Annotated in this window: 33 protein-coding genes; all 33 read left to right on the forward strand. The window is 62.5% G+C overall.

Translation table 11 applies throughout. The annotated features are described in order from the left end of the window. Positions 1 to 454 (forward strand): DUF5123 domain-containing protein (locus RMR13_RS13680; RefSeq protein WP_310601186.1); only part of this gene is annotated, 454 nt, incomplete at its 5' end. Positions 455 to 463: 9 nt separating this feature from the next. Then, complete coding sequence (locus tag RMR13_RS13685; RefSeq protein WP_310601187.1) at positions 464 to 1,000, forward strand: glycosyl hydrolase 108 family protein; 537 nt, start codon at positions 464 to 466, stop codon at positions 998 to 1,000. 102 nt (positions 1,001 to 1,102) lie between these two features. Then, entirely contained in the window at positions 1,103 to 1,594 is a 492-nt protein-coding gene (locus RMR13_RS13690) for a hypothetical protein (protein WP_310601188.1), read from the forward strand. 1 nt (position 1,595) lies between these two features. Beyond that, positions 1,596 to 1,811 (forward strand): TraR/DksA C4-type zinc finger protein, encoded by a 216-nt coding sequence (locus tag RMR13_RS13695; RefSeq protein ID WP_310601189.1) that lies wholly within the window; start codon positions 1,596 to 1,598, stop codon positions 1,809 to 1,811. Next, positions 1,808 to 2,224 carry a hypothetical protein gene (locus tag RMR13_RS13700; protein ID WP_310601190.1) on the forward strand — a complete coding sequence of 139 codons (417 nt, stop codon included), beginning with the start codon at positions 1,808 to 1,810 and terminating at the stop codon, positions 2,222 to 2,224. The genes RMR13_RS13695 and RMR13_RS13700 overlap by 4 nt, the downstream gene beginning before the upstream one ends. Next, entirely contained in the window at positions 2,221 to 2,514 is a 294-nt protein-coding gene (locus tag RMR13_RS13705; RefSeq protein ID WP_310601191.1) for an ArsR family transcriptional regulator, read from the forward strand. Before RMR13_RS13700 ends, RMR13_RS13705 begins: the two co-directional genes overlap by 4 nt. After that, positions 2,514 to 3,083: a DUF3486 family protein gene (locus tag RMR13_RS13710; protein WP_310601192.1), complete on the forward strand. Its 570-nt coding sequence runs from the start codon at positions 2,514 to 2,516 to the stop codon at positions 3,081 to 3,083. The genes RMR13_RS13705 and RMR13_RS13710 overlap by 1 nt, the downstream gene beginning before the upstream one ends. After that, positions 3,080 to 4,519: a terminase large subunit domain-containing protein gene (locus tag RMR13_RS13715; protein WP_310601193.1), complete on the forward strand. Its 1,440-nt coding sequence runs from the start codon at positions 3,080 to 3,082 to the stop codon at positions 4,517 to 4,519. Before RMR13_RS13710 ends, RMR13_RS13715 begins: the two co-directional genes overlap by 4 nt. 8 nt (positions 4,520 to 4,527) lie before the next feature. After that, a complete protein-coding gene (locus RMR13_RS13720) occupies positions 4,528 to 5,982 on the forward strand; it encodes a DUF935 family protein (protein ID WP_310601194.1) in 1,455 nt (484 codons plus the stop codon). Next, a complete protein-coding gene (locus RMR13_RS13725) occupies positions 5,979 to 7,172 on the forward strand; it encodes a PBECR2 nuclease fold domain-containing protein (RefSeq protein ID WP_310601195.1) in 1,194 nt (397 codons plus the stop codon). Before RMR13_RS13720 ends, RMR13_RS13725 begins: the two co-directional genes overlap by 4 nt. Positions 7,173 to 7,289: 117 nt before the next feature. Beyond that, the gene (locus RMR13_RS13730) at positions 7,290 to 7,817 is read left to right on the forward strand and encodes a phage virion morphogenesis protein (protein WP_310601196.1); all 528 of its coding nucleotides are present in this window, start codon (positions 7,290 to 7,292) and stop codon (positions 7,815 to 7,817) included. Between the two features lie 101 nt (positions 7,818 to 7,918). Further along, positions 7,919 to 8,911: a hypothetical protein gene (locus RMR13_RS13735; RefSeq protein ID WP_310601197.1), complete on the forward strand. Its 993-nt coding sequence runs from the start codon at positions 7,919 to 7,921 to the stop codon at positions 8,909 to 8,911. Between the two features lie 18 nt (positions 8,912 to 8,929). Next, positions 8,930 to 9,274, forward strand: coding sequence for a DUF2190 family protein (locus RMR13_RS13740; protein WP_310601198.1), 345 nt, complete (start codon positions 8,930 to 8,932; stop codon positions 9,272 to 9,274). 37 nt (positions 9,275 to 9,311) lie between these two features. Then, a complete protein-coding gene (locus RMR13_RS13745; protein ID WP_310601199.1) occupies positions 9,312 to 10,232 on the forward strand; it encodes a major capsid protein in 921 nt (306 codons plus the stop codon). Positions 10,233 to 10,242: 10 nt separating this feature from the next. Beyond that, positions 10,243 to 10,407, forward strand: coding sequence for a hypothetical protein (locus RMR13_RS13750; RefSeq protein WP_310601200.1), 165 nt, complete (start codon positions 10,243 to 10,245; stop codon positions 10,405 to 10,407). Positions 10,408 to 10,409: 2 nt separating this feature from the next. Next, on the forward strand, positions 10,410 to 10,844 hold the full coding sequence (locus RMR13_RS13755) for a DUF1320 domain-containing protein (protein ID WP_310601201.1): 435 nt from the start codon (positions 10,410 to 10,412) through the stop codon (positions 10,842 to 10,844). Next, entirely contained in the window at positions 10,844 to 11,371 is a 528-nt protein-coding gene (locus RMR13_RS13760) for a phage protein Gp37 (protein WP_310601202.1), read from the forward strand. Before RMR13_RS13755 ends, RMR13_RS13760 begins: the two co-directional genes overlap by 1 nt. A 17-nt stretch (positions 11,372 to 11,388) precedes the next feature. Then, positions 11,389 to 11,562 carry a hypothetical protein gene (locus tag RMR13_RS13765; protein ID WP_310601203.1) on the forward strand — a complete coding sequence of 58 codons (174 nt, stop codon included), beginning with the start codon at positions 11,389 to 11,391 and terminating at the stop codon, positions 11,560 to 11,562. Continuing rightward, positions 11,562 to 12,986: a phage tail sheath subtilisin-like domain-containing protein gene (locus RMR13_RS13770; RefSeq protein ID WP_310601204.1), complete on the forward strand. Its 1,425-nt coding sequence runs from the start codon at positions 11,562 to 11,564 to the stop codon at positions 12,984 to 12,986. Before RMR13_RS13765 ends, RMR13_RS13770 begins: the two co-directional genes overlap by 1 nt. A 26-nt stretch (positions 12,987 to 13,012) precedes the next feature. After that, positions 13,013 to 13,369, forward strand: coding sequence for a hypothetical protein (locus RMR13_RS13775; protein WP_310601205.1), 357 nt, complete (start codon positions 13,013 to 13,015; stop codon positions 13,367 to 13,369). Beyond that, a complete protein-coding gene (locus tag RMR13_RS13780; protein WP_310601206.1) occupies positions 13,366 to 13,722 on the forward strand; it encodes a hypothetical protein in 357 nt (118 codons plus the stop codon). The genes RMR13_RS13775 and RMR13_RS13780 overlap by 4 nt, the downstream gene beginning before the upstream one ends. Further along, positions 13,688 to 13,852: a hypothetical protein gene (locus RMR13_RS13785; protein WP_310601207.1), complete on the forward strand. Its 165-nt coding sequence runs from the start codon at positions 13,688 to 13,690 to the stop codon at positions 13,850 to 13,852. Before RMR13_RS13780 ends, RMR13_RS13785 begins: the two co-directional genes overlap by 35 nt. Beyond that, on the forward strand, positions 13,845 to 15,587 hold the full coding sequence (locus RMR13_RS13790) for a phage tail tape measure protein (protein WP_310601208.1): 1,743 nt from the start codon (positions 13,845 to 13,847) through the stop codon (positions 15,585 to 15,587). Before RMR13_RS13785 ends, RMR13_RS13790 begins: the two co-directional genes overlap by 8 nt. Positions 15,588 to 15,589: 2 nt before the next feature. Continuing rightward, positions 15,590 to 17,113, forward strand: a complete 1,524-nt coding sequence (locus RMR13_RS13795; RefSeq protein ID WP_310601209.1) for a DNA circularization N-terminal domain-containing protein — start codon at positions 15,590 to 15,592, stop codon at positions 17,111 to 17,113. Beyond that, entirely contained in the window at positions 17,103 to 18,170 is a 1,068-nt protein-coding gene (locus RMR13_RS13800; RefSeq protein ID WP_310601210.1) for a phage baseplate assembly protein, read from the forward strand. The genes RMR13_RS13795 and RMR13_RS13800 overlap by 11 nt, the downstream gene beginning before the upstream one ends. Next, entirely contained in the window at positions 18,167 to 18,655 is a 489-nt protein-coding gene (locus RMR13_RS13805; RefSeq protein ID WP_310601211.1) for a phage baseplate assembly protein, read from the forward strand. The genes RMR13_RS13800 and RMR13_RS13805 overlap by 4 nt, the downstream gene beginning before the upstream one ends. Continuing rightward, on the forward strand, positions 18,655 to 19,026 hold the full coding sequence (locus tag RMR13_RS13810) for a phage GP46 family protein (RefSeq protein ID WP_310601212.1): 372 nt from the start codon (positions 18,655 to 18,657) through the stop codon (positions 19,024 to 19,026). The genes RMR13_RS13805 and RMR13_RS13810 overlap by 1 nt, the downstream gene beginning before the upstream one ends. Then, complete coding sequence (locus RMR13_RS13815) at positions 19,026 to 19,796, forward strand: baseplate J/gp47 family protein (RefSeq protein WP_310601213.1); 771 nt, start codon at positions 19,026 to 19,028, stop codon at positions 19,794 to 19,796. The genes RMR13_RS13810 and RMR13_RS13815 overlap by 1 nt, the downstream gene beginning before the upstream one ends. Continuing rightward, on the forward strand, positions 19,786 to 20,340 hold the full coding sequence (locus tag RMR13_RS13820; RefSeq protein ID WP_310601214.1) for a putative phage tail protein: 555 nt from the start codon (positions 19,786 to 19,788) through the stop codon (positions 20,338 to 20,340). The genes RMR13_RS13815 and RMR13_RS13820 overlap by 11 nt, the downstream gene beginning before the upstream one ends. Further along, positions 20,340 to 21,212, forward strand: a complete 873-nt coding sequence (locus RMR13_RS13825; protein ID WP_310601215.1) for a hypothetical protein — start codon at positions 20,340 to 20,342, stop codon at positions 21,210 to 21,212. Before RMR13_RS13820 ends, RMR13_RS13825 begins: the two co-directional genes overlap by 1 nt. 11 nt (positions 21,213 to 21,223) lie before the next feature. Further along, the gene (locus tag RMR13_RS13830; protein ID WP_310601216.1) at positions 21,224 to 21,712 is read left to right on the forward strand and encodes a hypothetical protein; all 489 of its coding nucleotides are present in this window, start codon (positions 21,224 to 21,226) and stop codon (positions 21,710 to 21,712) included. Beyond that, positions 21,709 to 21,951 (forward strand): hypothetical protein, encoded by a 243-nt coding sequence (locus RMR13_RS13835; protein WP_310601217.1) that lies wholly within the window; start codon positions 21,709 to 21,711, stop codon positions 21,949 to 21,951. The genes RMR13_RS13830 and RMR13_RS13835 overlap by 4 nt, the downstream gene beginning before the upstream one ends. Continuing rightward, entirely contained in the window at positions 21,948 to 22,145 is a 198-nt protein-coding gene (locus RMR13_RS13840) for a hypothetical protein (protein WP_310601218.1), read from the forward strand. Before RMR13_RS13835 ends, RMR13_RS13840 begins: the two co-directional genes overlap by 4 nt. Positions 22,146 to 22,234 lie beyond the last annotated feature (89 nt).

The following is a 22,234-nucleotide window of genomic DNA, read 5'->3' on the forward strand; positions in this document are numbered from 1 at the left end:
AATTTTCAATAACACGGTGTATGGCTATGCAGCTGAAAACCAATTCCAAACGGCTGGCACAACAACTCTGCAAAACAACATCATAGTTGACACCAGAGGTGTGGCTTACGCGTCGCATGCCGCCCCGACCAAAAGCAACAACAACTTATACTACAGCACTAACAACGGTGGGATGCAGATCCCATCGTGGGACAGCACATCTTATAAAGCGGACCCAAAATTCGTTGATCCCGCAACCGGTGATTTCCGCCTGCAATCGATCAGCCCTGCCATCGACTCGGGAGACGATACATCGGCCATTGTAACAACCGATTTGCTGGGCACTGCCAGATCCGTGCCCGTAACTCTTGGGGCGATAGGCGCGGTTATTGGGGATGGCGGAGTGCCGCCGCAAATATTGCGGCTCTATCGATTGTCAGATCTCCCGATCAAGGGCGTCACAACGCAGTACTGAGGTGGAATCATGAGTTTTGACAAAGCATTCGCGGTCACGATGGCGTCAGAGGGTGGTTATGGCGTAGTCGATGGCCACGAGACGTATATGGGCATCGACCGCACCAAACATTCCAACTGGCATGGATGGGTAATAATTGATGATTGCCTGCATCAGGGCAAGCCACTCTCGGCGCAGCCCGACCTGGCCGACCTGGTCCGTGAATTCTACCGCGATGAGTTCTGGATGCCTCTACGCTGTCACCAAATCGATCAGCTGAACGAAGCGGTGGCCGAGGAACTGTTCGAATCCTCGGTCAATTGCGGCCCGGGCAACGGCGTCAAATTCCTCCAGAAGGCACTCAATGTCCTCAATTTGCAAGGCAAGCTCTATCGAGACTTGAAAGTCGATGGGGTTGTCGGCTCGAAAACTATCGATGCGATCCGTGTTTGCCTGCGGCACCGCCCGGCACGCAGACTGGTGAAATGTCAAAACGGTGAGCAGTACCTCCACTACACATTATGGCCCGGCCATGAAAAATTCTCCGGCGTATTCGACCGCACTTGAAAAGAAGCGCCGGAGCCGGCAGCCGAAGCAACACGACCGCGTGGCATGGCTGATGAACATGCACACGATCTGGCAATGGAACCGACAACACAAGGAGAACCGATGAGCACGAAACAATCGATGACCAATTATCTTCCCGGCGTGGTGGTGACCATGCTGCTGCTGGCCTTTGTCGCTACTTTCGGCGGCTGCCAAGGCAACCAAACCACGATCGGCAACGGCAAGGTCGATCCGGTGGAGGCGGCCACCCTCCGGGTTGCGGTCGGCATGGCGCTCTCTTCCCGGCCGGCGGCAGTGGAGCCTGCCTACAAGGTGTCCACGGCCTTGCTGGCCATCATGGACGACAAGACCGTGCTGGCCGACGAACTGCAGGAGACCCTCGGCCGGGAAACCGCCAAACTCAACATGGATATGGCCACGGCAATCGCGTTTGTCGAGTTTGTTGACTTGGTCGAAGCACAGGTCCGGTCCCGCCTGGCCGAAGCCAACATTTCCGCATCCGAGCGGATGGTGGTGATCCGCGAGGTACTCACCATCGTCAAGGAGGCGGCTGCGGCCCGGTTGCCGATGGGCGGGCCGGAGCCGGCGGCTTGACATGGATGAGGTCGACATTGCCCAGGATCTGCAGGATGCCCAGTTGCGGCGGGCGCTCATGGCTCAATCCTACGCGTTGCCCAGGGGCGAGTCGGCCAGCGAATGCGAGGATTGTGACGCGCCGATCCCCGAAAATCGCCGGCAGGCCATGCCCGGCTGCCGGCTCTGTATCGCTTGTCAGGAAACCTTGGAACGGCGGCAACGAGGGCACAGATGAACATCGACTATACGGCTTGGCGATTCTGGATCGACATGGGCCAGGCGGCCGCGACGCTGATCGTCTGCATCTACGTATGGTGGGACAAACGGCAGGGCAAGACGATGAAGCGATTTGCTGAACTTGAAAAACGGCAGGCCGCGCAAACCGCAGCCGTCAACGAGCTGGTCGACGATGTCGAGGGTCTCGCCGACGGTTGCGTAAGGCACACGGCCCGCACCGATGCACTCGACAAGCAACACCTCGTCATGCAGTCGGAACTGCGCCATCTGCCGAGCAAGGGGGATTTTGACAAATTGTCCGGCCAGATAGGCAATCTCACGGAAAAGCTCGGTACGCTGGACGGCCGGTTAGGCGGGATCAACCGTGCGGTCGATCTTTTGAATCAACATCATCTTAGGATCGGTAGATGAAATTCGAGGACTTGGTGAAAGCTGATCTACGGCTGGTGGTGCTGCTCTCTTTGGCCCAGGACGCCGGATACGCGCACAACGAATACGTGCTGAAAGAAATGCTGAGCCACCTGGGCCACACGGTCAGCCGGGACAAGCTGCGGACGGAGTTGGCCTGGCTGAAGGAACAAGGGTTGGTTGAGCTGGTCGATGTCACCGGCACCATGGTCGCCAAGCTGACCCGGCGCGGCAAGGATGTGTCCGAAGGGGCTGTCGTTGTCCCTGGAGTCAAACGGCCGGAGCCGATGTGATGGGCGGACGCCAATCCTCCATAGACCGGTTGCCGCCGGATATCCTGGAGCAGCTCCAGGAACTGCTGCGCGACCCCCGCGTCACCCAGCTGGACGCCACCATGCGGATCAACGAGATCCTGGAGGTGGAGGGCCATCCGGAACGGGTCAGCAAGAGCGCGGTCAACCGCTACGACATGGAGATGCGCAAGGTCGGCGAGAAGCTGCGCCAGTCCCGCGAGGTCGCCGAGATGTGGATCGGCAAACTGGGAGCGACTCCCCAGGGCAAGCTGGGCAACCTGATCAACGAGACGCTGCGCACCCTGGCCTTCGACATCACCTTGAAGCTCCAGGATATCGAGTTGACGGGAGAAAGCCTGCCGGATGTGGTCGATCAGCTGAAGGGCCTGGCGCTGGCAACGCAACGGCTCGAGGCGTCGGCAACCCTCAACGTCAAACGAGAAGCGGAAATCCGCCGGCAGACGCTGGAGGAAGCGGCGAGCGCGATCGGCGAAACAGCCGCCCAGGCGGGCGTGTCGCCGGAGACGATCCAGAAGATCCGACGCGATGTGTTGAGGATGGCGGCATGAGCCACGGCGGAGCCAGGATCAAGCCGGTCAACCCGGATGGCATATTCCTTCCCTACCAGGAGAAATGGATCGTCGACCGCAGCCGTTTGAAGCTGATGGAGAAGGCGCGCCAAATCGGGCTCTCCTGGTCCACGGCCTATGCCGCCGACGAACGGACCGCCGAGGCCGGCGCCAAATGGGACCAGTGGATTTCCAGCCGGGACGATCTCCAGGCCAGGCTGGTGATAGAGGATTGCAAGATGTTCGCCAAGCTGCTGCAACTGGCGGCCGAGGATCTCGGCGAGGTGGTCATTGACCAGGAAAAGAAGATCTCCGCCTATGTGCTCCACTTTGCCAACGGCCGGCGCATCCACAGCATGAGCAGCAACCCCGATGCCCAGGCCGGCAAACGCGGCGGCCGCATCCTGGATGAGTTCGCCCTGCATCCGGATCCACGCAAGCTTTGGTCGATCGCCTATCCGGGTATCACCTGGGGCGGCAACATGGAGGTGATTTCCACCCATCGCGGCAGCCAGAACTTTTTCAACCTGCTGATCCGCGAGATCCGCGAGCACGGCAACCCCAAAAAAATCAGCCTGCACCGGGTGACCCTCCAAGATGCCCTGGACCAAGGCTTCTTGTACAAGCTGCAGCAGTCCTTGCCGGAGGATCACGAGGTCAAGGGCATGAACGAGGCCGAGTATTTCGATTTCATCCGCAGCGGCTGCGCCGACGAAGAGTCGTTCCTGCAGGAGTACATGTGCATGCCGGCGGACGACGCGGCCGCTTTCCTCGAATTCGATCTGATCGCCAGCTGCGAATATGGCCAGAACGAAGAGTGGGAGATCGATTGCAGCATGGCGCGGCCCCAGGGTCGGTTCTTTGCAGGGCTCGACATCGGCCGCCAGAAAGACCTGACCGTGCTCTGGGTGCTGGAGCTGCTGGGCGATGTGCTCTACACGCGGATGGTGGTGGAGTTACGAAAAATGAGCAAACCGGACCAGGAAGCCGTCTTGTGGCCGATCATGGCCAACATGGATCGCACCTGTCTGGATTACACCGGCCTGGGTATCGGCTGGGGCGACGATGCCCAGAAGAAATTCGGCGAATATCGGGTCGAGACCGTGACCTTCAGCGCCAAGGTCAAAGAGGCTTTGGCCTACCCGGTCCGGGGCAAGATGGAAGACCGTAAGCTGCGCATCCCCTACAAGCCTACGATCCGGGCCGACCTTCGGGCGGTAACCAAGGAAACCACGGCGGCCGGCAACATCCGCTTCACCGCCGAACGCAGCGAGAACGGCCATGCGGATCGTTTCTGGGCCTTGGCCCTGGCGGTGCATGCGGCAAGCGGCGGCACATACGACCCGGTGATCCGATCCACCGAACAAATCAGGCCTTCGGCCGGCTATGCCGATTACACCGGCACCGGCGGCCGGCGCGACACCATGGGGTATTGATGATGACGATGCCCAAAGATTTACGCCGCGAGATCGCCACCATTGCCTCGGATCCGGCGATCCCGGCCTTTGCCGGGGTGCTGCGCAACGAGGACGACACCCTGCTCTCCCGGGGCGGCGGCAAGGGCCTCAAGATCTACGACGAGATCGAGCGCGACTGCCATGCCTACTCAGTACTGCAAAAGCGTAAGAACGCGATCATTGCCCGCGAATGGCAGGTGGAGCCGGCATCGTCGAGCCGGCAGGACAAGAAAGCCGCCGACCTGGTCAAGGCCCAGCTGACGAATATCAAGTTCGACCAGGTGTGCCTGAAGCTGCTTGACGCCACCCTGAAGGGCTACAGCGTCGGCGAGATCATGTGGACAACCGACGGGGCCGAGATCGTGGCCGCCAAGATCAAAGTCAAGCCGCAGCGACGCTTTCTTTTCGACGAGGAACAGCTGCCCCGGCTGATCACCCTGGCCAACATGTTCCCGGGCGAGCCGGTGCCGGCCCGCAAATTCATTGTCCATCGGTACGGCGAGAAGGACGACGACAACCCCTATGGCCTGGGACTCGGGCACAAGCTGTTCTGGCCGGTGTTCTTCAAGCGGCAGGACATCACCTTCTGGCTGACCTTTGTCGACAAGTTCGCCTCGCCCACCGCTATCGGCGAATACCCGTCGGGGACGAGCGATGAGGAGCAAAAGAAGTTGCTGGCGTCCCTGAATGCCATCGCCCACGAGGCCGGGATCATCGTGCCCCAGGGCATGGTGGTCAAGTTCCTGGAGGCGGCCCGGTCGGGATCGATCGACACCTACGAGAAGCTGGCCCGGTACATGGACGAGCAGATCAGCGAGTGCGTGCTCGGCGAGACGCTCTCCACCAACATCGGCAACACCGGCAGCATGGCGGCGGCCAAGACCCACAACGAAGTGCGGATCGAGCTGGCCAAGGGCGATTCGGATCTGTTGTCCGACACGATCAACGAGACCCTGGCTCGCTGGATCGTGGAGTTGAACCTGCCCGGGGCTGGCCCGCCCAAGGTCTGGCGGGACTTTGCCGAGGAAGAGGATCTCAAGGCCCGGTCGGAAACGGACAAGAACCTGTATGACATGGGCTTTGAGCCGGACGAGCAGTACATCAACGAGACCTATGGCGGCAAGTGGCGACGAAAAGCGCCCGAAGAGCAGCCCGCTCCGGATCCGACCGGCGAGCAGCCAGCAGCCCAGTTCGCCGAACAGTCGCCCGACACCGTGGATCAGCTCGCCGGCCGGGTCATGGCCGAAGCCGACGGCGCCGACATGGTGGAGACGGTGTACCGGCTGCTGGCGGAGTGCGGCAGCCTGGAAGAGGTGCAACAGCGGCTGCTCGACATCTATGACCAAGTGCCGGTGGCCCCGACCGGCACGGCCCTGGGGAACAGGTTGTTCCAGGCTGGCCTGGCCGGCCGGGCCGAGGTGCTTGACGAGGCCGGCAGATGAGTACCGAGTACGGCAACCTGCCCTTTGAGGAAGCGGAAGCGTTCTTCCGCGACAAGGTCAACATCCCCACCAGGCGGTGGGATGACCTGAAAAAAGGCGAGCATGCCCGGGGCTTCATGATCGCCGGAGCCATGCGCGACGACATGCTCTGCGACTTCCGCACGGCGATCGATGCGGCCATTGCCCAGGGCACCACCCTGGAGACATTCCGGGACGACTTCGACGGCATCGTCGGCCGGTACGGTTGGAGCTACAACGGTGGCCGGGGCTGGCGCACCCGAGTGATCTACGATACCAACCTGCGCACCTCGTACGCGGCTGGCCGCTACCAGCAGATGACCGATCCGGACCTGCTGGCCTACTGCCCGTACTGGCGATACCGGCACGGCGACAGCCGCCATCCCCGCCTGATGCATCTGTCCTGGGACGGCCTGGTGCTGCGGTACGACGATCCCTGGTGGTCGACCCACTACACGCCCAATGGTTGGGGCTGCACCTGCTCTGTCGAGCCGTGCTCGCAGCGCGATCTGGCCCGGGCCGGCAAGGACGGTCCCGACCAGGCCCCGCCGATCGAGATCGATCCCAAAACCGGCGCACCGATGGGGATCGACCAGGGCTGGGATTACAACGTGGGCGAGGCGGCGTTCGGCAAGCAATTGTCCGCTGCGACCATGGACGAGTGGCGAGCCCAGGGGAGTGCGGCATGGCAGCGATTGACCCCCGGCGACTTTCGTGCCGCCAGCCGGCCCGAACGGATACCGGCCGACCAGGCCAAGGCCGCGATCGGCCCGAAGCTGACAACCACGGCGGAAGCGGCCAAAACCCTGGCCGGGATCATGGGCGCCGCCGAGCGGATCTATACCGTGCCCACAGGAGGAAAGATTCTGGTGAATGCCGAGGCCCTGGCCGGCCACATCGATCTGGATCGCAGCCCCTACTTGCCGCTGCTGCCGGAGGTCTTGGAGGATCCCTACGAGATCTGGCTCTCCTTCGAGCAGCATCAAGGGACCAACTTAGTGGTGCTGCGGCAGCGGCTGATCAAAATGGTGCGGCTGGACAAGGAACGCGGGCTGCTGGTGACGGCGCAAGCTCGGCACGGCCTGCTGGAAGCGTGGACCATGATCCCGACATCGAAGCTCGGGTACATCGGTAAACAACGGTACGGGAAACTGCTGTGGGGGCGGGAATGAGAGGTGGGGCCATCAAGCTGCCGCATCAGCCCGGGCGCCCGGTGTCCGGCTGTTGGGATTGCGGCCCAACCGGCACCATCGTAGTTTAAAAATAACCCAAACAGTGGGGTTTGTCAAATGGCGGGAATTGCAGTCAGGATCGACGATCGCGAGGTGATGGCCGCCCTGGATCGGCTGCGGGCACACGCCGACCGGATGGCGCCGGTGTTCAAGATCATCGGCGAGACGTTGCTGCAATCGACCCGGCAACGGTTCCGCGACCAGGAGGATCCGGAGGGGCGCCCCTGGCAGGCCCTGAAGCCTTCGACCGTAGCCGGCAAGGCAGCACGGGGGCACAGCTCGAAGATTCTGCGGGCGCGTGGCCACCTGGCCGACACCATCCGTTACCAGGCCGACAACAACGGAGTGCGGATCGGCACCAACCGAATCTACGGCGCCATCCACCAATTGGGAGGAACGACCAGCCCGCACGTGATCAGGCCGAGGACTAAAAAGGCTCTGGCCTGGCCGGGGGCCCGGCACCCGGCCCGCAGTGTCAACCATCCGGGATCGGACATTCCGGCGCGGCCCTATCTCGGGATTTCGCGGCAGGATCGAGACCGCATTCTGGAGATCGTCGCCGATCATTTAGGAACGGGGCTGTAATCGCCACGCCGGGCGATACGGGCACGCATAGGGGCCGAGGGCTGAAAATCGAACACAGGGGATTTTAAACAGGGTTTAAACGCGGTTCGCGCGGAGGATGCATGGGAGCACGATTGGAAATTTTCAAGACAGGCAAGCACACTGCCCTGGCCGGCCAGGTGCTGGAGTTCAGCGAGGCCGACCTACGGGCCACGGTCGACGCCTACGATCCGGGCAAACACGAGGCGCCCCTGGTGATCGGCCACCCGGACATCGATGCTCCGGCCTACGGCTGGGTCAAGGCCCTTTCGTTTGCCGACGGCGTGATGTCGGCAGAGCCCGACCAGGTCGACCCGGCCTTTGCCGAAATGGTCAACGCGGGACGATTCAAACGGATCTCGGCCTCGTTCTACCTGCCGGACGCGCCGGGCAATCCGATCCCGGGCGTGTACTACCTGCGCCATGTCGGATTTCTCGGCGCCCAGCCACCGGCGGTGAAAGGATTGAAGAGTGCCAGCTTTGCCGCCGCCGAGGAAGGGGTGGTGGAGTTCGGCGACTGGATCGATCAGGAAAACGAGGCGCCGCCGGCAGCAGCCGAAGGCGCCCAAACCCACAAACAGGAGGAGAAAGGGATGCCCACCCCGGAACAACTGGCCGCCCAGGAAGCGGCCCTGCAGGCCAAGGAAGCGGCGATCGCCGAGCGCGAAGCCAAACTGAAACAACAAGAACAAGCGGCGCTCCACCGGGAGCACCTGGATTTTGCCGATGGCCTGGTCAAGGCCGGCAAACTGCTGCCGGTGCAAAAGGAACAGGCGGTGGCCATGCTTGATTTCGCCGCCGGTCTCGAGAGCACCCAGGTGGTGGAGTTCGGCGAGGGAGAGGCCAGGCAGTCGCTGGCCCTGGGCGATGCGCTCAAGTCGTTCCTCTCGGCCCAGCCGGAGATCGTTCAGTTCGGCGAGTTCGCCAAACAAGAAGAAGAACGCACGGTCGATTTCGCTGCCGCTCCGGGCTACACGGTGGATGCGGCTGGCCTGGAACTGCACGCCAAGGCAGTGTCCTACCAGGAGCGGCATCCCGGCGTCGATTACCTAACCGCCGTCAAGGCCGTTCAATAACAACAAGGAGGAACAACCATGTCTCGTCAATCCCAGCCGTTGCTGGCGCTGAGCCTGACCGCCACCGGCGTCATCAACGAATACCGTTTTGTCAGCACCACCGTTGCCCAGGCCGGCGCGGCCGCCAACACCTTTGGAGTGGCCCGCATGGCCGCCGCGATCGGCGACACCATCCCGGTCGACACGGTTGGCACCGCCGTTGTCGAATCGGGCGCGGCCATTGCCGCCGGCGCCCTGGTCGAAACCGATGCCAATGGCCGGGCGGTGACCAAGGCGGCCGGGCCGGCCGTGGCACGAGTGTTGCCCGGCCAGGCGGCCACGGCAGCCGGGCAGTTCATCGAAGTCCTGCTCATCCCGAATTAATCGCCTCATTTCCTTAAAGGAGGAATATCACATGGGCATGAACGCAGCAGGTGTCAGGGTCATCAACCCTGTCCTCAGCACAGTAGCACAAGGCTACCAGCAAGCCGACCTGGTCGGCTCCGCTCTCTTTCCCCGGGTGCCGGTTGAAATCTCCGGCGGCCAGATTCTGGAGTTCGGCAAGGAATCCTTCAAACTGTACAACTCCCGCCGTGCTCCTGGCGGCCCGACCAAGCGCATTTCGTTCGGCTATTTGGGCAAGCCGTTCGCGCTCTACAACGATGCCCTGGAGGCACCGGTGCCGCGAGAGTTCATGCGGGACGCCAAGGTCATGCCCGGTCTCGACCTCGGGCAACGAGCCGTCAACTTGGTCATGCGCAGTCTGCTCCTGGGCCTTGAGGTGGCGCAAGCCGCCCTGGCAACGGATCCCGCGCAGTACGATGCCAACCACAAGATCACCTTGGCCGGCGCCTCCAAATGGAGCGATCCGGCTTCCGATCCGCTCATTCAGATGGAGAGCTACAAGGAAGCCATCCGCAGCACGGTCGGCATCCGGCCCAACACCTTGGTCCTTTCGGCGCAGGCGTTTTCGGCGGCCAAGACCAACCCCAAGATCCGGGATCAGTTCAAATACACCAGTGCCGACAGCATCACCCTCGAAATGCTGGCCAGGGCGTTCGACATCAAGCGGCTCGTGGTCGGCGAGGCGATCACTTCCGACGATGCCGGCACGATCTCCGACGTCTGGGGCAACAACGCGATCCTGGCCTATGTGCCGGATGCGCCCACCAGCATGGAAGTGCCGTCCTACGGGTACACCTACACCATGAACGGCCATCCGTTGGTTGAGGAACCGTACTATGACCACAATGCCAAGTCCTGGGTCTACGGCGTCAGCTTCGAGCGTGCCCCGGTCTTGTCCGGCATCACCTCGGGCTTTCTGATCCAGGCCGTGAAATAGGAGAACTCACATGTCAAAATACAGCGTGCTGGAGCCACTGGCGTACGATCGCCCTTATGCGCCCGGGGAGACCGTGGAACTCGCCGAACACGATGCCGTCTGGTTGCTTGCATCCGGGGTGGTCGGCGAGGCGATCAAGGCAAACAAGGGCAAGGGCAAGGACTCCGAGGAGTGAGCATGTACTGTGCCGCAAACGATATCCGATCGATCATGCCGGAGATGGACCTGATCGAGCTGACCGACGATACCATCCCGCCGGTCAGCGCCAATGATGAGGTGATCGACCGGGCGATCACGGACGCCGGCGAATTGATCGACGGCTATCTCAGGGGCCGCTACACGCTGCCCCTGGCGCCGGTGCCCCGCCTGCTCAACACCCTGGCCGCCGACGTGGCCGTGTACCGGCTGTATGCCCGCCGGTTGCGGCTCACCCCGCCGGAGATCGTGACCGAACGGTACAAGAATGTCTTGAAGATCCTGGAGCAGATCCAGGCCGGCAAGATCTCGCTGGGTGCGGAAACATCGGGCGGCGGCGTGGTGCCGTCGGCCGGCGGGCCGCAATGCACGACTCCGGACCGGGTGTTCACCCGGGAGACTTTGAGGGATTACTGATGATCAACGAAATCGAAGACGCGATCGTCGCATTGATCAAGGAGAAAGTCGGCGATGCCGCCGGCAGGATCGCCGTGCAAAAGGGAGTGGAGGGCATCCCCCAGCCGGCCGTCTATGTGTCGACCGAAGCGGGCCGGTTCGAGAAGGCAACCTTCACCAGCTTTCGGCACGAGCTGACCATCTATGTGGACATCGTCTTCTCCTACCGGGGCGCGGACGATGCCAGCCGGCGAAAAGGCATCTACCAGATCCTGGAAGGTATCCTCCGGACGCTCATCTGGCGGGATATGGGCCTGGCCATCAAGCCGCTGGTCCCCAAAAACTGGAAGAACACCACGGTTGAGGAGATGCGGCAGCAAGGGTTGCTGGCCTTTTCCCTGGAACTGGCCACCGCCTACACCATCACCCAGGCAAAGGATGAGGAGACAGCCGCTGCGGATCTGCTGGCCGTGGGCCTGAACTACTATCTCACCCCGGGCGACGACATCGCCGACGCCGTCGACCTGGTTACCCTGTCCGGCGAATAGGAGCTTTTTTTATGTCCATGCGCGTGAAAGCCGCACCCGGGCAGCAGTGCCCGAAGGAACACGATCCCAGGGCGTACATCAATGACGATCCGGCCGGGGTCGAGGTGGCAAAGTCCGCCTACTATCTGCGCCTGGTCGCCGACGGATCCCTGTCCGTCATTACCGCTAAGAAAAGCAAGGGGAGCAAGTGATGGCTTCACAGAACATCAGTTTTGACAGTATTCCGAGCAGCATCCGCAAGCCTGGCAAGTATTTCGAGTTCAACACCCGGTTGGCGGTGCGGACCTTGCCGGCCAACCAGCAGCAGATGCTGATCGTTGCCCAGCGATTGGCCTACGGGTCGGTGCCGGCCCTGGTTCCGACCCAAATCTTTTCCGATGCCCAGGCGGCGGATGCCTTCGGCGCCGGCAGCATGGCCCACCGGATGTGCCGGGCGGCCATCGTCGCCAACCCCTACCTGCAGCTCACGGTTTGCGCCCTGGACGACGGCGCGGGCGCGGCGGCCTCGGCCACGGTGACGATTGAGGGCGAGGCGACGATCTCGGGTTTCCTCAACTTTTTCCTCGGCAACGACAGGGTTGAGATCGTCGTCACCTCGGGCGACACGGCGGCGGAGGTGGCCGCCGCGTTCAAGGCGGCCCTGGATGTCAGGCATGAGTTGCCGGTGAGCGCCACGGTAGAGGCCGGGATCATCACTCTTACCGCCCGGCACAAGGGCACGGTGCCCAACCGGATCGACCTGGCCTGCGAGTTGAGCGCCAAGGGCATCACCGTTACCCTGTCCGGTACGTCGCTGACCGGCGGCGCCATCGATCCGGATATTGCCACTGCCCTGGCCCAGGTCTTTGGCAACCAGTTCGACGTGATCGTCACCCCGTACAACGATCAGGCCGCGCTCACTGCCCTGCGGAATTATCTGGACGATGTGTCCGGCCCGATGGAGCAACGCCCGGGGGTGGGCATCGCCGCCGTCGACGATGGCCTGGCCACGGCCACCACCCTGGCCGGGCAAATCAACTCCGGCCGCATCCTCCTCGCCTACCTGCGCGGCACCCGGTCGCCGGATTACGAGCTGGCCGCCGCCTACGGGGCCGTGGTCGCCTGGGAGGAAGACCCGGCCCGGCCGCTCAACACCCTGGCCCTGACCGGTATTCATGCCCCGCCGATCCCCGCACGTTTGGGCAGAGCCGAACAGGAGAGCTGCCTGGCCAACGGCATTGCTCCGCTGGAAGTCGGCCCGGGCGAAACGGTGCAGATCGTGCGGGCCATCACCACCTACACCAAAAACGCCGAGAACGTGGCCGACATCGCCCTGCTCGACCTCACCACCATCCGCACCCTGGACTACACGCGCAAGGCATGCCGGGAGCGGATCAGCCTGCGGTTTCCCCGGGAGAAGCTGTCCAGCCGGACACCCAAAAAGGTGCGGACCGAGCTGCTGGATGTGCTGCTCAAGCTCGATGAGCTGGAGATCCTCGAGGAGGTGATGGCCAACAAGGACGGGCTCGTCGTTGAGCGCGACGCACAGGACCCGAGCCGACTCAACGCCAAGATCCCGGCCGATGTGGTCAACGGCCTGCATGTGTTTGCCGGCCGCATCGACCTGCTGCTGTAAAACCGGTTTTAACGGAGAGATAAAGCATGTCTGAATACGTGGTAAGCGTGCTGCTCGAAGTCAACGGGCAGAACATCGACGATTTCAAGGCGGTCACCGAGGGCGAGTTCGAGGTGGCCAAACAGATCAACCTGATGAACAAGACCGGCTTCGGGCGCATGACGGCCCGGCACGGAGTGGAAGTCGACTACGTGGTGCCGGCGGACAAAGCCGAGTTCGATTTCAAAACCGTGGAGGACGGCACCCTGACCATCGACAAGCAAAACGGGGTGAGGACCACATATACCGGCGTCTGGACCCTCAAGGTCGGCGCCACCAAATACGATGGCGAGAACGAGGTGGTCCGCACCATCACTTTCGGCGCCACGGGCAAGGTTGAATGATGCGAAAAAAAGGACAATTGCCTTACGGCATCGACATAGATGGCACTGTTTATCGCGATTACGAGCTGCGGGAGCAGATCGTTGCAGACGAAATCGAAGTGCTAGAGTCCGAACATGGCCCACGCGCACTGAAAAACGACGGTTACTACAACGTCTGTCTCGTTGCCCGGCGGCTCACCCTGGTCGGCTTGAACAAGCCGGTGACCCCGGAAATGGTTTTGTCCATGTTCAGCACCGATTTCACCCACCTGCTCCAAAGCAGCAAGGCTCTGAGCGCCGAGAGGGATTCGTTTCGAGACGCGGCTCAAGCCGCGTCGGATGCTGCATCTGGCACTGTTGAAACTGGGGTTTGATCTCGCCACCGCCGCCGCCATGCCGGAAGACGTGGCCATGGCGTATCTGGCGGCCCATCGGGAATTGGGCAAGCCGGCCGACCCGAATAAGAAGCGCTACAAAGTGCTGAGGAAGAAGGACCATGGCTGAGAACATGCGGCTCTATCTGGAGCTGATGGGCAAATCCAGCAACCTGCGCGGCGAGCTGAACAGTGCCAAGGGCGCTGTCTCCCGCTGGTCGGCCGGGGTGCGCGGCGAACTGTCTTCCCTGCGGAATATGGCCGGATCGATCACCGGCCAATTGGCCGCCCTGGGGATCAGTTTCAGTGCATTGCAGACCATGTCTGCCTCGGCCCGGCTCGACAAGAGCCTGGTCCGGATCAAACAAACCGCCGGCGCGACCGCCGGGGAAATGGCGAACTTGCGCCGCGAGTTGTTTTCCATGGCCCGGCAGACCGGCAAACCGGTCGAAGATCTGCAGGCCGGCTTCGACAACCTGGTGCAGTCGGGGCTGGACTGGAAATCAGCCATGGAGACGATCAAGGCGGTCAACATCGGCTCGGCCGTCACCGGCGCCCAGGCCACCACTCTGAGTGGCGGGCTCACGGTGGGTGCCACCGCGTTCAATCTCGACCTATCCAAGCCGGGTTTGGCCCTGGAGCTGCTCGATAAGATGACCGTCGCCGGCCGGCTGGGCAATGCCGAGCTGGAAAACCTTGCCGACATCTTCGCCCGGGTAGGCGTCAACGCGGCCAGCGCCGGGATGAGCTTTGGCCAGACACTGGCTTTTATCGAGGGACTGTCCCTGGTTGAACGGCAACCCGAACGCCTGGCAACCTTGGCCGACTCCACCCTGCGTCTGTTCAACAACCTCAAATACATGAAGGCCGCCCAGAAAGCCACGGGCGTACGCTTCTTCGATGCCAAGGGGGAGCGCCGCGATGCTTTGGCCATCCTCGCCGACATCAAGAAACGATACGACACGTTGAAGACGGATCAGCAGCGGGCTGTATTCATCCAAAAAGCATTCGGTCATACCGATCTCGACACCCAAAAAGGCGTGAAGACCTTTCTCCAGGGCGACATTCTCACAAAGGTGAGAGGGCAATTTACTCAGGATGTCGACCATGCCGTCGGCACGCTCGTGAATGGCCTCGGCGAAGCCACCAAAAACCTGATCGACCAGGTCGGCATGCTCAAGGCCGATCTACGTCAAGCGGCGGATGGATTCGTACAGCCGATCAATGCCACCCTGACCGACCTGATCAAGTGGGCAAGGGATTCCAAGGCCAATGGCGGCCTGGGCTTGAACGGTAAGGAAATGTTCGAGTACGGCGCCGGTGGCGGCTTGGGCCTAATGCTGTTGGGCAGGTACGGCGGCAAGGCGGTCAGCCGGTTGTTCAGCGGCTCGGCCGGTCTGGCCGCTGGGACCATCCAGGGCAAGGCCCTCGAGCAGTTTGGCGGGGTGACTCCGGTATTCGTAGTCAACATGCCGGGCGGTGGCCTCACGGGCGGAAGCGTTCCCACCACCGCGACCGGCTCTGTCGGTGCCGCGTCCAAGGCTGCCGGCGCACTGTCCAAGGCCGCCAACGTGGTGGGGGCCGGAGCGGTCGGTTATGGCGCCGGCACCCTCATCAACCAGGGGATGGGCAGCCTCAGCGGCCACCTGACCGATGGCAAGTATGGCGGCGAGGGATGGCTGGGCAACATGGTCTATGACTGGATGCACCCCGAGGAAAAGCAGGAAATCAAGAACGATATCAAGGTGGAGATCTCGGTCGACCAGTCCGGCCGAGCTGCTTCGACATCGAACGATCCCAACACCAAGCTGTCGACGACCACAAACCTCAAGCGGGGCAACTTTGCCGACGCCAATAATTTCTGACCATGCCCGACCTCTATCCCGCACAGCTTGACGGCATCGACCTCGAGATCGAGGCGCTGGATGACGAGATCAGCAAGGCGATCGTCAAGCATGAGTATCCCCACCGCAACGGCGCGTTGCTGGAGGATATGGGGCAGCACGCCCGGGTAGTCCGGATCACATGCCATTTCTGGGACGATGGCGGCAGCCACCAGACCTACGAGGCCCATCTGGAGTTGCTGGACCATCTCGACCGGATGGAGATCGTCGAGCTGGTCCATCCCAAACATGGACCGATGCGGGGCGGTATCGAATCGATCGGCATCCATTTCGACGAGATCGAGCGCCACGCGGCAATCGATCTCGTTTTTGTCCATGGCCTGATCGAGGATACCGACGACACGGTTCATGAGGACGTGGAGGGCAGCGCCGAGGCGGCCTATCTCGACAGCATCGCGGAGCAAAAAGCCGAGTTCGGCGAAGACATGCTGGCCGCCATCGGCCTGGAGGCGAACACCATCATCGGCACGGTCCTTGATCCGGTCCGGGGGATCGTCGAGCAGTTCGACTGGGTCACCGGCACGGCCAGGCAGTATTTGCAGGGCGTGGAATCGTTCGTCGGCCGCCTGGAGGGCAGCTTGAACATGATTGCCAACCCGGCCAACTCCCTGATGGCGATCGTCACCTATGGCAACAACCTGCCGGGCCGGGTGATCGGCGCCTTGGCCCGATGCACCGAACGCTATTCCATCTCCATCGGCTCGTCGCAAACCGCTGCCCCGGAACGGTATGTCGGCAGCCTGGCCACCTGGTCCGATGAGCTGACCCAGGGCTCGGGCGATTTCGCCAAAACCGCCAAGCTCGGCACGGCCAGCCAGATGGCCCTGCACACCGCCTATATATATAAGGCGGACGAAGACCTGCGGCGCACGCGCCGGCGCTCCGAGGGCCGGCCGGCATTCGACGCCCTGGGCAGATACACGCCGCCGGAATACTCGGCTTCGGATCCGCAACCCATGACCGTGCAAGAGTTGGAGTCCACTTTAGCGTTGGCGCGGCAGCGGATCCAGGCGGCGATCGATCTGGCCAGGGGTGCGAACAGTTTGAAACGGGCCGCTCTGACCCTGATGACCCATGTCAACCAGGTGAAGATCGAGCGCGACAAGCTGACCACGGTGACGGTCGACAACTCGTTGCCCCTGCACCTGATCTGCCTCCGTCACGGTCTGCCCTACGGCGCCGCCGATCGGCTGCTGTCCATCAACCAAATCCGCAACCCCAACGAGGTCAGCGGCGAGATCGTGATATTGGCCGACGGGGCGATCGGCAACCGGGCCGCCTTCGTGACTGTCGCCAATCGGGGCGAGGAGGTGGTTTTCGGCGGGGAAGAGGTCACCTTCGGCGGCGAGGAAGTCATTTTCGGGGGCTCGCCCATGGCCACGGCCGCCGCGCCCGCTGCCGAGGGCGAAGAGGTCATGTTCGGGAACGAGGCGGTCAGGTTCGATGGTGAGAAAGTTTCGTTCGGAGGTTCGCTCCATGCCGACTGACAACGTGAGCCTCGAGGTGGGTGGCCGCCGGATCGAGCGCTTCCTCTCGTATGAGATCAACGCCGATCTCTACATCGCCGACGATGTTTTCTCCCTGGAAGTGGCCCGGCCGGAGGTGGTCATCGCGCCCGGGCAGAAATGCGAGCTGTATGTCAACGGCGAGCTGGAGCTGACCGGCATCGTCGACCGGTGTTCGCGGCGCTTCGACAAGCAGGGCCTGACCTATCGGATCGAGGGCCGGGACATGATGGGCTTGCTTGTCGACTCGTATTGCGAAGAGTTCGTCACAATCCAGGGCAAGAAGCTGTCCGAACTGGCCCAGATGCTGCTCAAAAAGGTGCCGTTCATCAACCGGGAAAAGATCGTGTACCAGGAAGACGTGGTCGGCAAGCTCAAGGGCAAGAAGAAGACCGTGGACGAGCCGATGGTGGGCTACATGGACACCCCGCAGAAGATCGGCCAGATCGAGCCGGGCATGACCGTGTTCGAGGTGCTGAAGAATTATGCCGCCAGCCGGGGCCTGATGTTCTGGGCCGAGCCCGACGGCACTTTTGTCTTCGGCCGGCCCAAGCTCAAGGGCGAGCCGGTCTACGATCTGACCAACCTCAAGAGCGGCCAGGGCAACAATGTCCTGGAAGGCGAGGAGAACAACGACATCAGCCGCCGGTACAGCAAAGTGGTGGTGATCGGCCAGCAGCAGGGCAGCGACGATCTGGATGGCCCGGAGGCCATCAACACCCGGGCCGAGGCCGTGGATGAGGAGTTTCCGTTTTACAAGCCCTACGTGGCCACCGACAACAACGATGCCCAGAGCCCGGCGCTGCACGCCCGGTTCATCATGGAGCAGCAGCGACACGAGGGATATCAGCTGATCTATACCGTGCAGGGCCACGGCCAGCGGGGCCGGAATTGGCAAATCAACGAGCTGTGCCGGGTGCGCGACGAGGATCTGGGTATCGACAAGGTCTGTTTGATCTATGGCCGGACCTTCCGCCGTTCGAAGAGCGGCGGCACCACCACCTCCCTCAAGCTGGGCAAGCCCGGGGTGGTGATATGATCCGGATCATCCTCAAAACGGTCGCCGAGGGCGCGATCAAGCTGTTCAGCGGCACCGGCCGGGCCGGCGAGAGTTTTGCCGCCCGAGAAGTTTTCCAGCATTACGGCTTCTCATCGGCTGCGCCGAAGGGTGCGGAGGGCATTGCCATCCGGGCCGGCAACAATATCGTGCTGATCGCCGAGGATGATCGGCGTTATCGGCTCAAGATAAAAAACGGTGAGGTGGCCCTCTATACCGATGAAGGCGATCATGTGCATCTCAAGCGCGGCCGGGTGGTGGAGGTCGTCACCGAGACTTTGGTGATCAAGGCCGGGACCAAGGTGCGGATCGAGAGCCCGCAGGTGGAAGCCACCGGCGAGATCATCGACTGGTGCGATAGCGACGGCAGGAGCATGGAGCAGATGCGGATCACATACGACAGCCACACCCACCAGCAGGTCCAACCAGGCATCGGTAATAGCGGCGTGCCGAATCAGGGGATGTGATGGACTACGCCATTGCCATCGATGCCGATAACCTGACCGGCAAAATGATTTGGCGCGGGGCTCCCTGCGACAGCCTGGTCAACAACGTGTTCCTGAGCCTGGCGGTGGAGCGCGGCAGCTGGTGGCATAACCCGGAGTTCGGGTTGCGGAAACGGAGACGGCTGAAAAACACCGAGACCACCGCGGCCCTGATCCGGCACGATTACCTTGATGCCCTGCAGTGGCTGGTCGATACCGGTAAGGCCCTGGAAGTTGATGTCGAGGTGCGGCGGGACCGGGCGATCGATCTGCACCGGATCCTGATCGCGATCGAGGTCCGGCAGGCTGACAACCGGCGAGTGTCCTTCACGGTGTTCCAGGAGGTGGTCTGATGGCCTACGAGAAAGAGTTCGACGAGATCCTGGCCGAAATCCTCACCGATTTCCAGAACACCTTTCCCGGAGTGGATGTCTCCCAGGGCTCCTTGGCGCGGATGAAAGCCACGGCCTATGCCTCGGCATTGTGGGGGCTGTACCGCTACATGCAGTGGATCCGCCGGCAGATCTTTCCGGACACCGCCGACACCGAGGCCCTGGAGCATCACGGCTGGGTGCGGAATGTACCCCGGACCGTTGGCGAGACCGATGCCGCCTACCTGGCCCGGCTGCTTGATTATCTCCGTCGCCCGCCCGCCGGTGGCAATGCCCATGATTACGAGATGTGGGCCCGGGAGGTCGATGGCGTGGCCCAAGCCTATGCCTTTCCCTTAGCCCAGGGAGGCGAGTCGGTCGATGTGGTCATCGTCGCAAACCCGGAACTCACCGGCTCCGATATTCCGAATGCCGATTTACTGGCCGAGGTGGAAGCATATATCGCCTCGGTCCGGCCGGTCGGGGCGCGTTTTGTGCGGGTGCGACCGCCCTCGGTCATCCGTCAGGACGTGGTCATGACCGGCGTGGGCGCGGCGCTGGCCCCGGCCGTTGTCGGTGCGGTACAGGCATACCTCTCCGCCTTTGTGCCGGGCGCTCCCCTGTACCTCCCCCAACTCGCCGCCATGGCGGTGGCGGCCGGGGCGCAGAACCCGGTGGTGGCCGTGCCCGGGGGAGCGGTGTTGCCGGCAGCCCATGAAATGATCCGGCCCGGGGCAATCAATGTCTCTTAAGGAAACGCTGCAATACTTGATGCCCATCGACCTGGGCGGCGATCACCGGGGCGATCTCGAACACGATGCCCGCATGCTCGAGGCGGCCAGGCAGCATGGGGAAATCTCGCTGACCGAGATGTTCCCCGACGGTGCGGCGGCGCTGTTGATTGACTGGGAACGGGTGTACGGTCTTACGCCCGGCGCTGACGATCCGCTGCAGCTGCGGCGCGACCGGGTGGTGCGCGCGGTGCGCCAGCGCGGCGGCTTGTCGATCCCCTATTTCCGGGGCCTGGCCTTGGCCATGGGCTATAGCGTCGAGATCGAGGAGCCGGTGCCGTCCATGGTCGGCTGGCTGCATGCCGGCGATGAGCTGATGGCCCCGGAGGTCATCTGGCAATGGGGCGTCAAGATCTCCGGCACGCCGCTCTACCCCTTTCGCGCCGGCGAATCGACAGCGGGCGAGTCATTGCTTTGGTGGACCGGCAAGGAAGAGCTGGAACGTTTGTTCGTCGCCCTCAAGCCTGCCCACACCTACGTCTATTTCAACTATGAGGAGTCGTGATGCAACGCATCAACACCCCCAGCGGGCTATTTGCCGGCGGCAACCCGGCCACCAACACCAAGGGCACCGTGGTCACGGCCGAGTGGCTCAATACGGTGCAAGAAGAGCTCGTCAGCGTGATCGCGGCCGCCGGGGCCCAGCTGGTGCCCACGAGCAATGTGCAGCTGCGCGATGCGATCGCGACCTTGATCGCAGCCTCGGCGCCACCGCCTGCCGACCCCTGTATTCGATACCTCCCAGCCGGGGTGGTGCTGCCGACAGCAAACATCGGGCCGATCTGGCATGACGATTATGCCGGCCTCATGGCCTGGCAGGTCTACAACGCCAACGGTGCAAACTACACCGGATACGCATCGATCGATATCGGCAAGCTGGTTTTGGACACGCAGCCGACGCCACGCCCAGGGTATATCAAATCCGGGGTTGCCAACTTGTCGCGCACGGCCTACGCCGCCTTGCGGGCATGGGCCATGCACAACGGCCGCCTGGTCGATGTCGGCGCTTGGTCAGCAGGCAACATCGTCTGCGCCGACAATGCCGACGGCACAACCTTCCGGGTTTACGATGTGCGGGGCGAGTTCCTGCGCGCATGGGACGATGGCCGGGGCGCGGATAGCGGCCGGGCGTTCGGCTCGGGACAGGCATCTCAAAATATCTCCCATTCACACCCCGCGAACGACCCTGGGCACTCCCACCAAATGCCAGCCGGCGCCGCTCCGGGTGGGAATCCCGCAACCGTTGCAGGTCCGGGGTCGGGTGTTGCCGTCACACCGTACACTTGGTCTTCGGCCACAGGAATTACGATACAATCAAGCGGCGGCACAGAGTCCAGGCCCCGCAACGCCGCCTTGCTGGCGACCATTAAATATTGAGGAAATCGATCATGAAAACTGTCTGCCAACTCGACCATGAGGGCTATTTCCTACGGATGACCGTGGCCGAAGAATCCCCGCTCGAGCCTGGGGTCTACCTGCTCGCATGGGGTTGTGTCGATGCGCCCGAGCCTAATGTGCCGGAGGGGCAACGGGCAAAATGGATGGGCGCGGAGTTCGTGCTCGAGCCCATCCCGATCCCCGAACCCGAACCTGAGCCGGAACCTGAACCCGAACCGGAAGCACCTCCCGAGCCAGCGGTTCCGATCGTCTGCACGCCCCGCCAGGCCAGGCTGGCCCTGTTGGCCGCCGGGTTGCTCGACCAGGTGGATGCGGCGATTGCAAGTTTGTCCGGTCCGCAGGGGCAGGCTGCACGGATCTCGTGGGACTTCGCAACCGAGGTCCGGCGGGACGATCCCTTGCTTGGCCAGATCACAACTGCCTTGGTCCTGTCCGAGGAGCAGATCGACAACCTCTTCCTTGCAGCGGTGACATTATGACCCGGACAAAAGCAATATTGATAGCCTCCGACCAGCTGGTCAACGCCATCGCCGGCGGCTGGCCCGACGAGACCATCTCCAGCCGCGCCTGGCGCTGGGATAAGGATGGTGTCAGGCACTGGCCGAGACGAGTAATCGATGCCCTGTTTTTTTGGGACGAAGGGCATTGCCGGGAAAGTTTCGAGTCTGAGCGTGCTGGCGCGCAATTGCCGCCGGAAGCACGTGGAGAGAGAGCATGATCAAGCGCATGGTTATCGTCATTGCCGCGGGGTTGGTTCTGACGGCCGCCGGCAATGTTGCCCGGCAGCACTATTACTGCGGCTGGGCCTGGCGGGATTGCTCACCGGTCGAAATGATGTCGTGCGAGCCGATCGAGCGGGTACTCGATCTCCGGGACGACTACGAGGAGATGGCCCGCAAGCAGGGCCAGTAAGTTCTAGGACGGAGCTGGGGAGGGCGGTAACCCTCCCCGAACCATCCGACCGTGCGTCAACACGGAAGGAGGCCCGCAGGTTCACCCGC

This window comes from Desulfobulbus sp. (genome assembly GCF_031547805.1).
Taxonomy (GTDB): domain Bacteria; phylum Desulfobacterota; class Desulfobulbia; order Desulfobulbales; family Desulfobulbaceae; genus Desulfobulbus.

Coding starts and splice junctions, on each gene's coding strand:
- RMR13_RS13685 (WP_310601187.1), top strand. CDS start 464: ATGAGTTTTGACAAAGCATTCGCGGTCACGATGGCGTCAGAGGGTGGT.
- RMR13_RS13790 (WP_310601208.1), top strand. CDS start 13,845: ATGGCTGAGAACATGCGGCTCTATCTGGAGCTGATGGGCAAATCCAGC.
- RMR13_RS13715 (WP_310601193.1), top strand. CDS start 3,080: ATGAGCCACGGCGGAGCCAGGATCAAGCCGGTCAACCCGGATGGCATA.
- RMR13_RS13740 (WP_310601198.1), top strand. CDS start 8,930: ATGTCTCGTCAATCCCAGCCGTTGCTGGCGCTGAGCCTGACCGCCACC.
- RMR13_RS13775 (WP_310601205.1), top strand. CDS start 13,013: ATGTCTGAATACGTGGTAAGCGTGCTGCTCGAAGTCAACGGGCAGAAC.
- RMR13_RS13815 (WP_310601213.1), top strand. CDS start 19,026: ATGGCCTACGAGAAAGAGTTCGACGAGATCCTGGCCGAAATCCTCACC.
- RMR13_RS13840 (WP_310601218.1), top strand. CDS start 21,948: ATGATCAAGCGCATGGTTATCGTCATTGCCGCGGGGTTGGTTCTGACG.
- RMR13_RS13695 (WP_310601189.1), top strand. CDS start 1,596: ATGGATGAGGTCGACATTGCCCAGGATCTGCAGGATGCCCAGTTGCGG.
- RMR13_RS13725 (WP_310601195.1), top strand. CDS start 5,979: ATGAGTACCGAGTACGGCAACCTGCCCTTTGAGGAAGCGGAAGCGTTC.
- RMR13_RS13710 (WP_310601192.1), top strand. CDS start 2,514: ATGGGCGGACGCCAATCCTCCATAGACCGGTTGCCGCCGGATATCCTG.
- RMR13_RS13745 (WP_310601199.1), top strand. CDS start 9,312: ATGAACGCAGCAGGTGTCAGGGTCATCAACCCTGTCCTCAGCACAGTA.
- RMR13_RS13735 (WP_310601197.1), top strand. CDS start 7,919: ATGGGAGCACGATTGGAAATTTTCAAGACAGGCAAGCACACTGCCCTG.
- RMR13_RS13795 (WP_310601209.1), top strand. CDS start 15,590: ATGCCCGACCTCTATCCCGCACAGCTTGACGGCATCGACCTCGAGATC.
- RMR13_RS13700 (WP_310601190.1), top strand. CDS start 1,808: ATGAACATCGACTATACGGCTTGGCGATTCTGGATCGACATGGGCCAG.
- RMR13_RS13760 (WP_310601202.1), top strand. CDS start 10,844: ATGATCAACGAAATCGAAGACGCGATCGTCGCATTGATCAAGGAGAAA.
- RMR13_RS13805 (WP_310601211.1), top strand. CDS start 18,167: ATGATCCGGATCATCCTCAAAACGGTCGCCGAGGGCGCGATCAAGCTG.
- RMR13_RS13730 (WP_310601196.1), top strand. CDS start 7,290: ATGGCGGGAATTGCAGTCAGGATCGACGATCGCGAGGTGATGGCCGCC.
- RMR13_RS13755 (WP_310601201.1), top strand. CDS start 10,410: ATGTACTGTGCCGCAAACGATATCCGATCGATCATGCCGGAGATGGAC.
- RMR13_RS13770 (WP_310601204.1), top strand. CDS start 11,562: ATGGCTTCACAGAACATCAGTTTTGACAGTATTCCGAGCAGCATCCGC.
- RMR13_RS13800 (WP_310601210.1), top strand. CDS start 17,103: ATGCCGACTGACAACGTGAGCCTCGAGGTGGGTGGCCGCCGGATCGAG.
- RMR13_RS13765 (WP_310601203.1), top strand. CDS start 11,389: ATGCGCGTGAAAGCCGCACCCGGGCAGCAGTGCCCGAAGGAACACGAT.
- RMR13_RS13750 (WP_310601200.1), top strand. CDS start 10,243: ATGTCAAAATACAGCGTGCTGGAGCCACTGGCGTACGATCGCCCTTAT.
- RMR13_RS13690 (WP_310601188.1), top strand. CDS start 1,103: ATGAGCACGAAACAATCGATGACCAATTATCTTCCCGGCGTGGTGGTG.
- RMR13_RS13780 (WP_310601206.1), top strand. CDS start 13,366: ATGATGCGAAAAAAAGGACAATTGCCTTACGGCATCGACATAGATGGC.
- RMR13_RS13830 (WP_310601216.1), top strand. CDS start 21,224: ATGAAAACTGTCTGCCAACTCGACCATGAGGGCTATTTCCTACGGATG.
- RMR13_RS13820 (WP_310601214.1), top strand. CDS start 19,786: ATGTCTCTTAAGGAAACGCTGCAATACTTGATGCCCATCGACCTGGGC.
- RMR13_RS13835 (WP_310601217.1), top strand. CDS start 21,709: ATGACCCGGACAAAAGCAATATTGATAGCCTCCGACCAGCTGGTCAAC.
- RMR13_RS13705 (WP_310601191.1), top strand. CDS start 2,221: ATGAAATTCGAGGACTTGGTGAAAGCTGATCTACGGCTGGTGGTGCTG.
- RMR13_RS13825 (WP_310601215.1), top strand. CDS start 20,340: ATGCAACGCATCAACACCCCCAGCGGGCTATTTGCCGGCGGCAACCCG.
- RMR13_RS13810 (WP_310601212.1), top strand. CDS start 18,655: ATGGACTACGCCATTGCCATCGATGCCGATAACCTGACCGGCAAAATG.
- RMR13_RS13785 (WP_310601207.1), top strand. CDS start 13,688: ATGCTGCATCTGGCACTGTTGAAACTGGGGTTTGATCTCGCCACCGCC.
- RMR13_RS13720 (WP_310601194.1), top strand. CDS start 4,528: ATGCCCAAAGATTTACGCCGCGAGATCGCCACCATTGCCTCGGATCCG.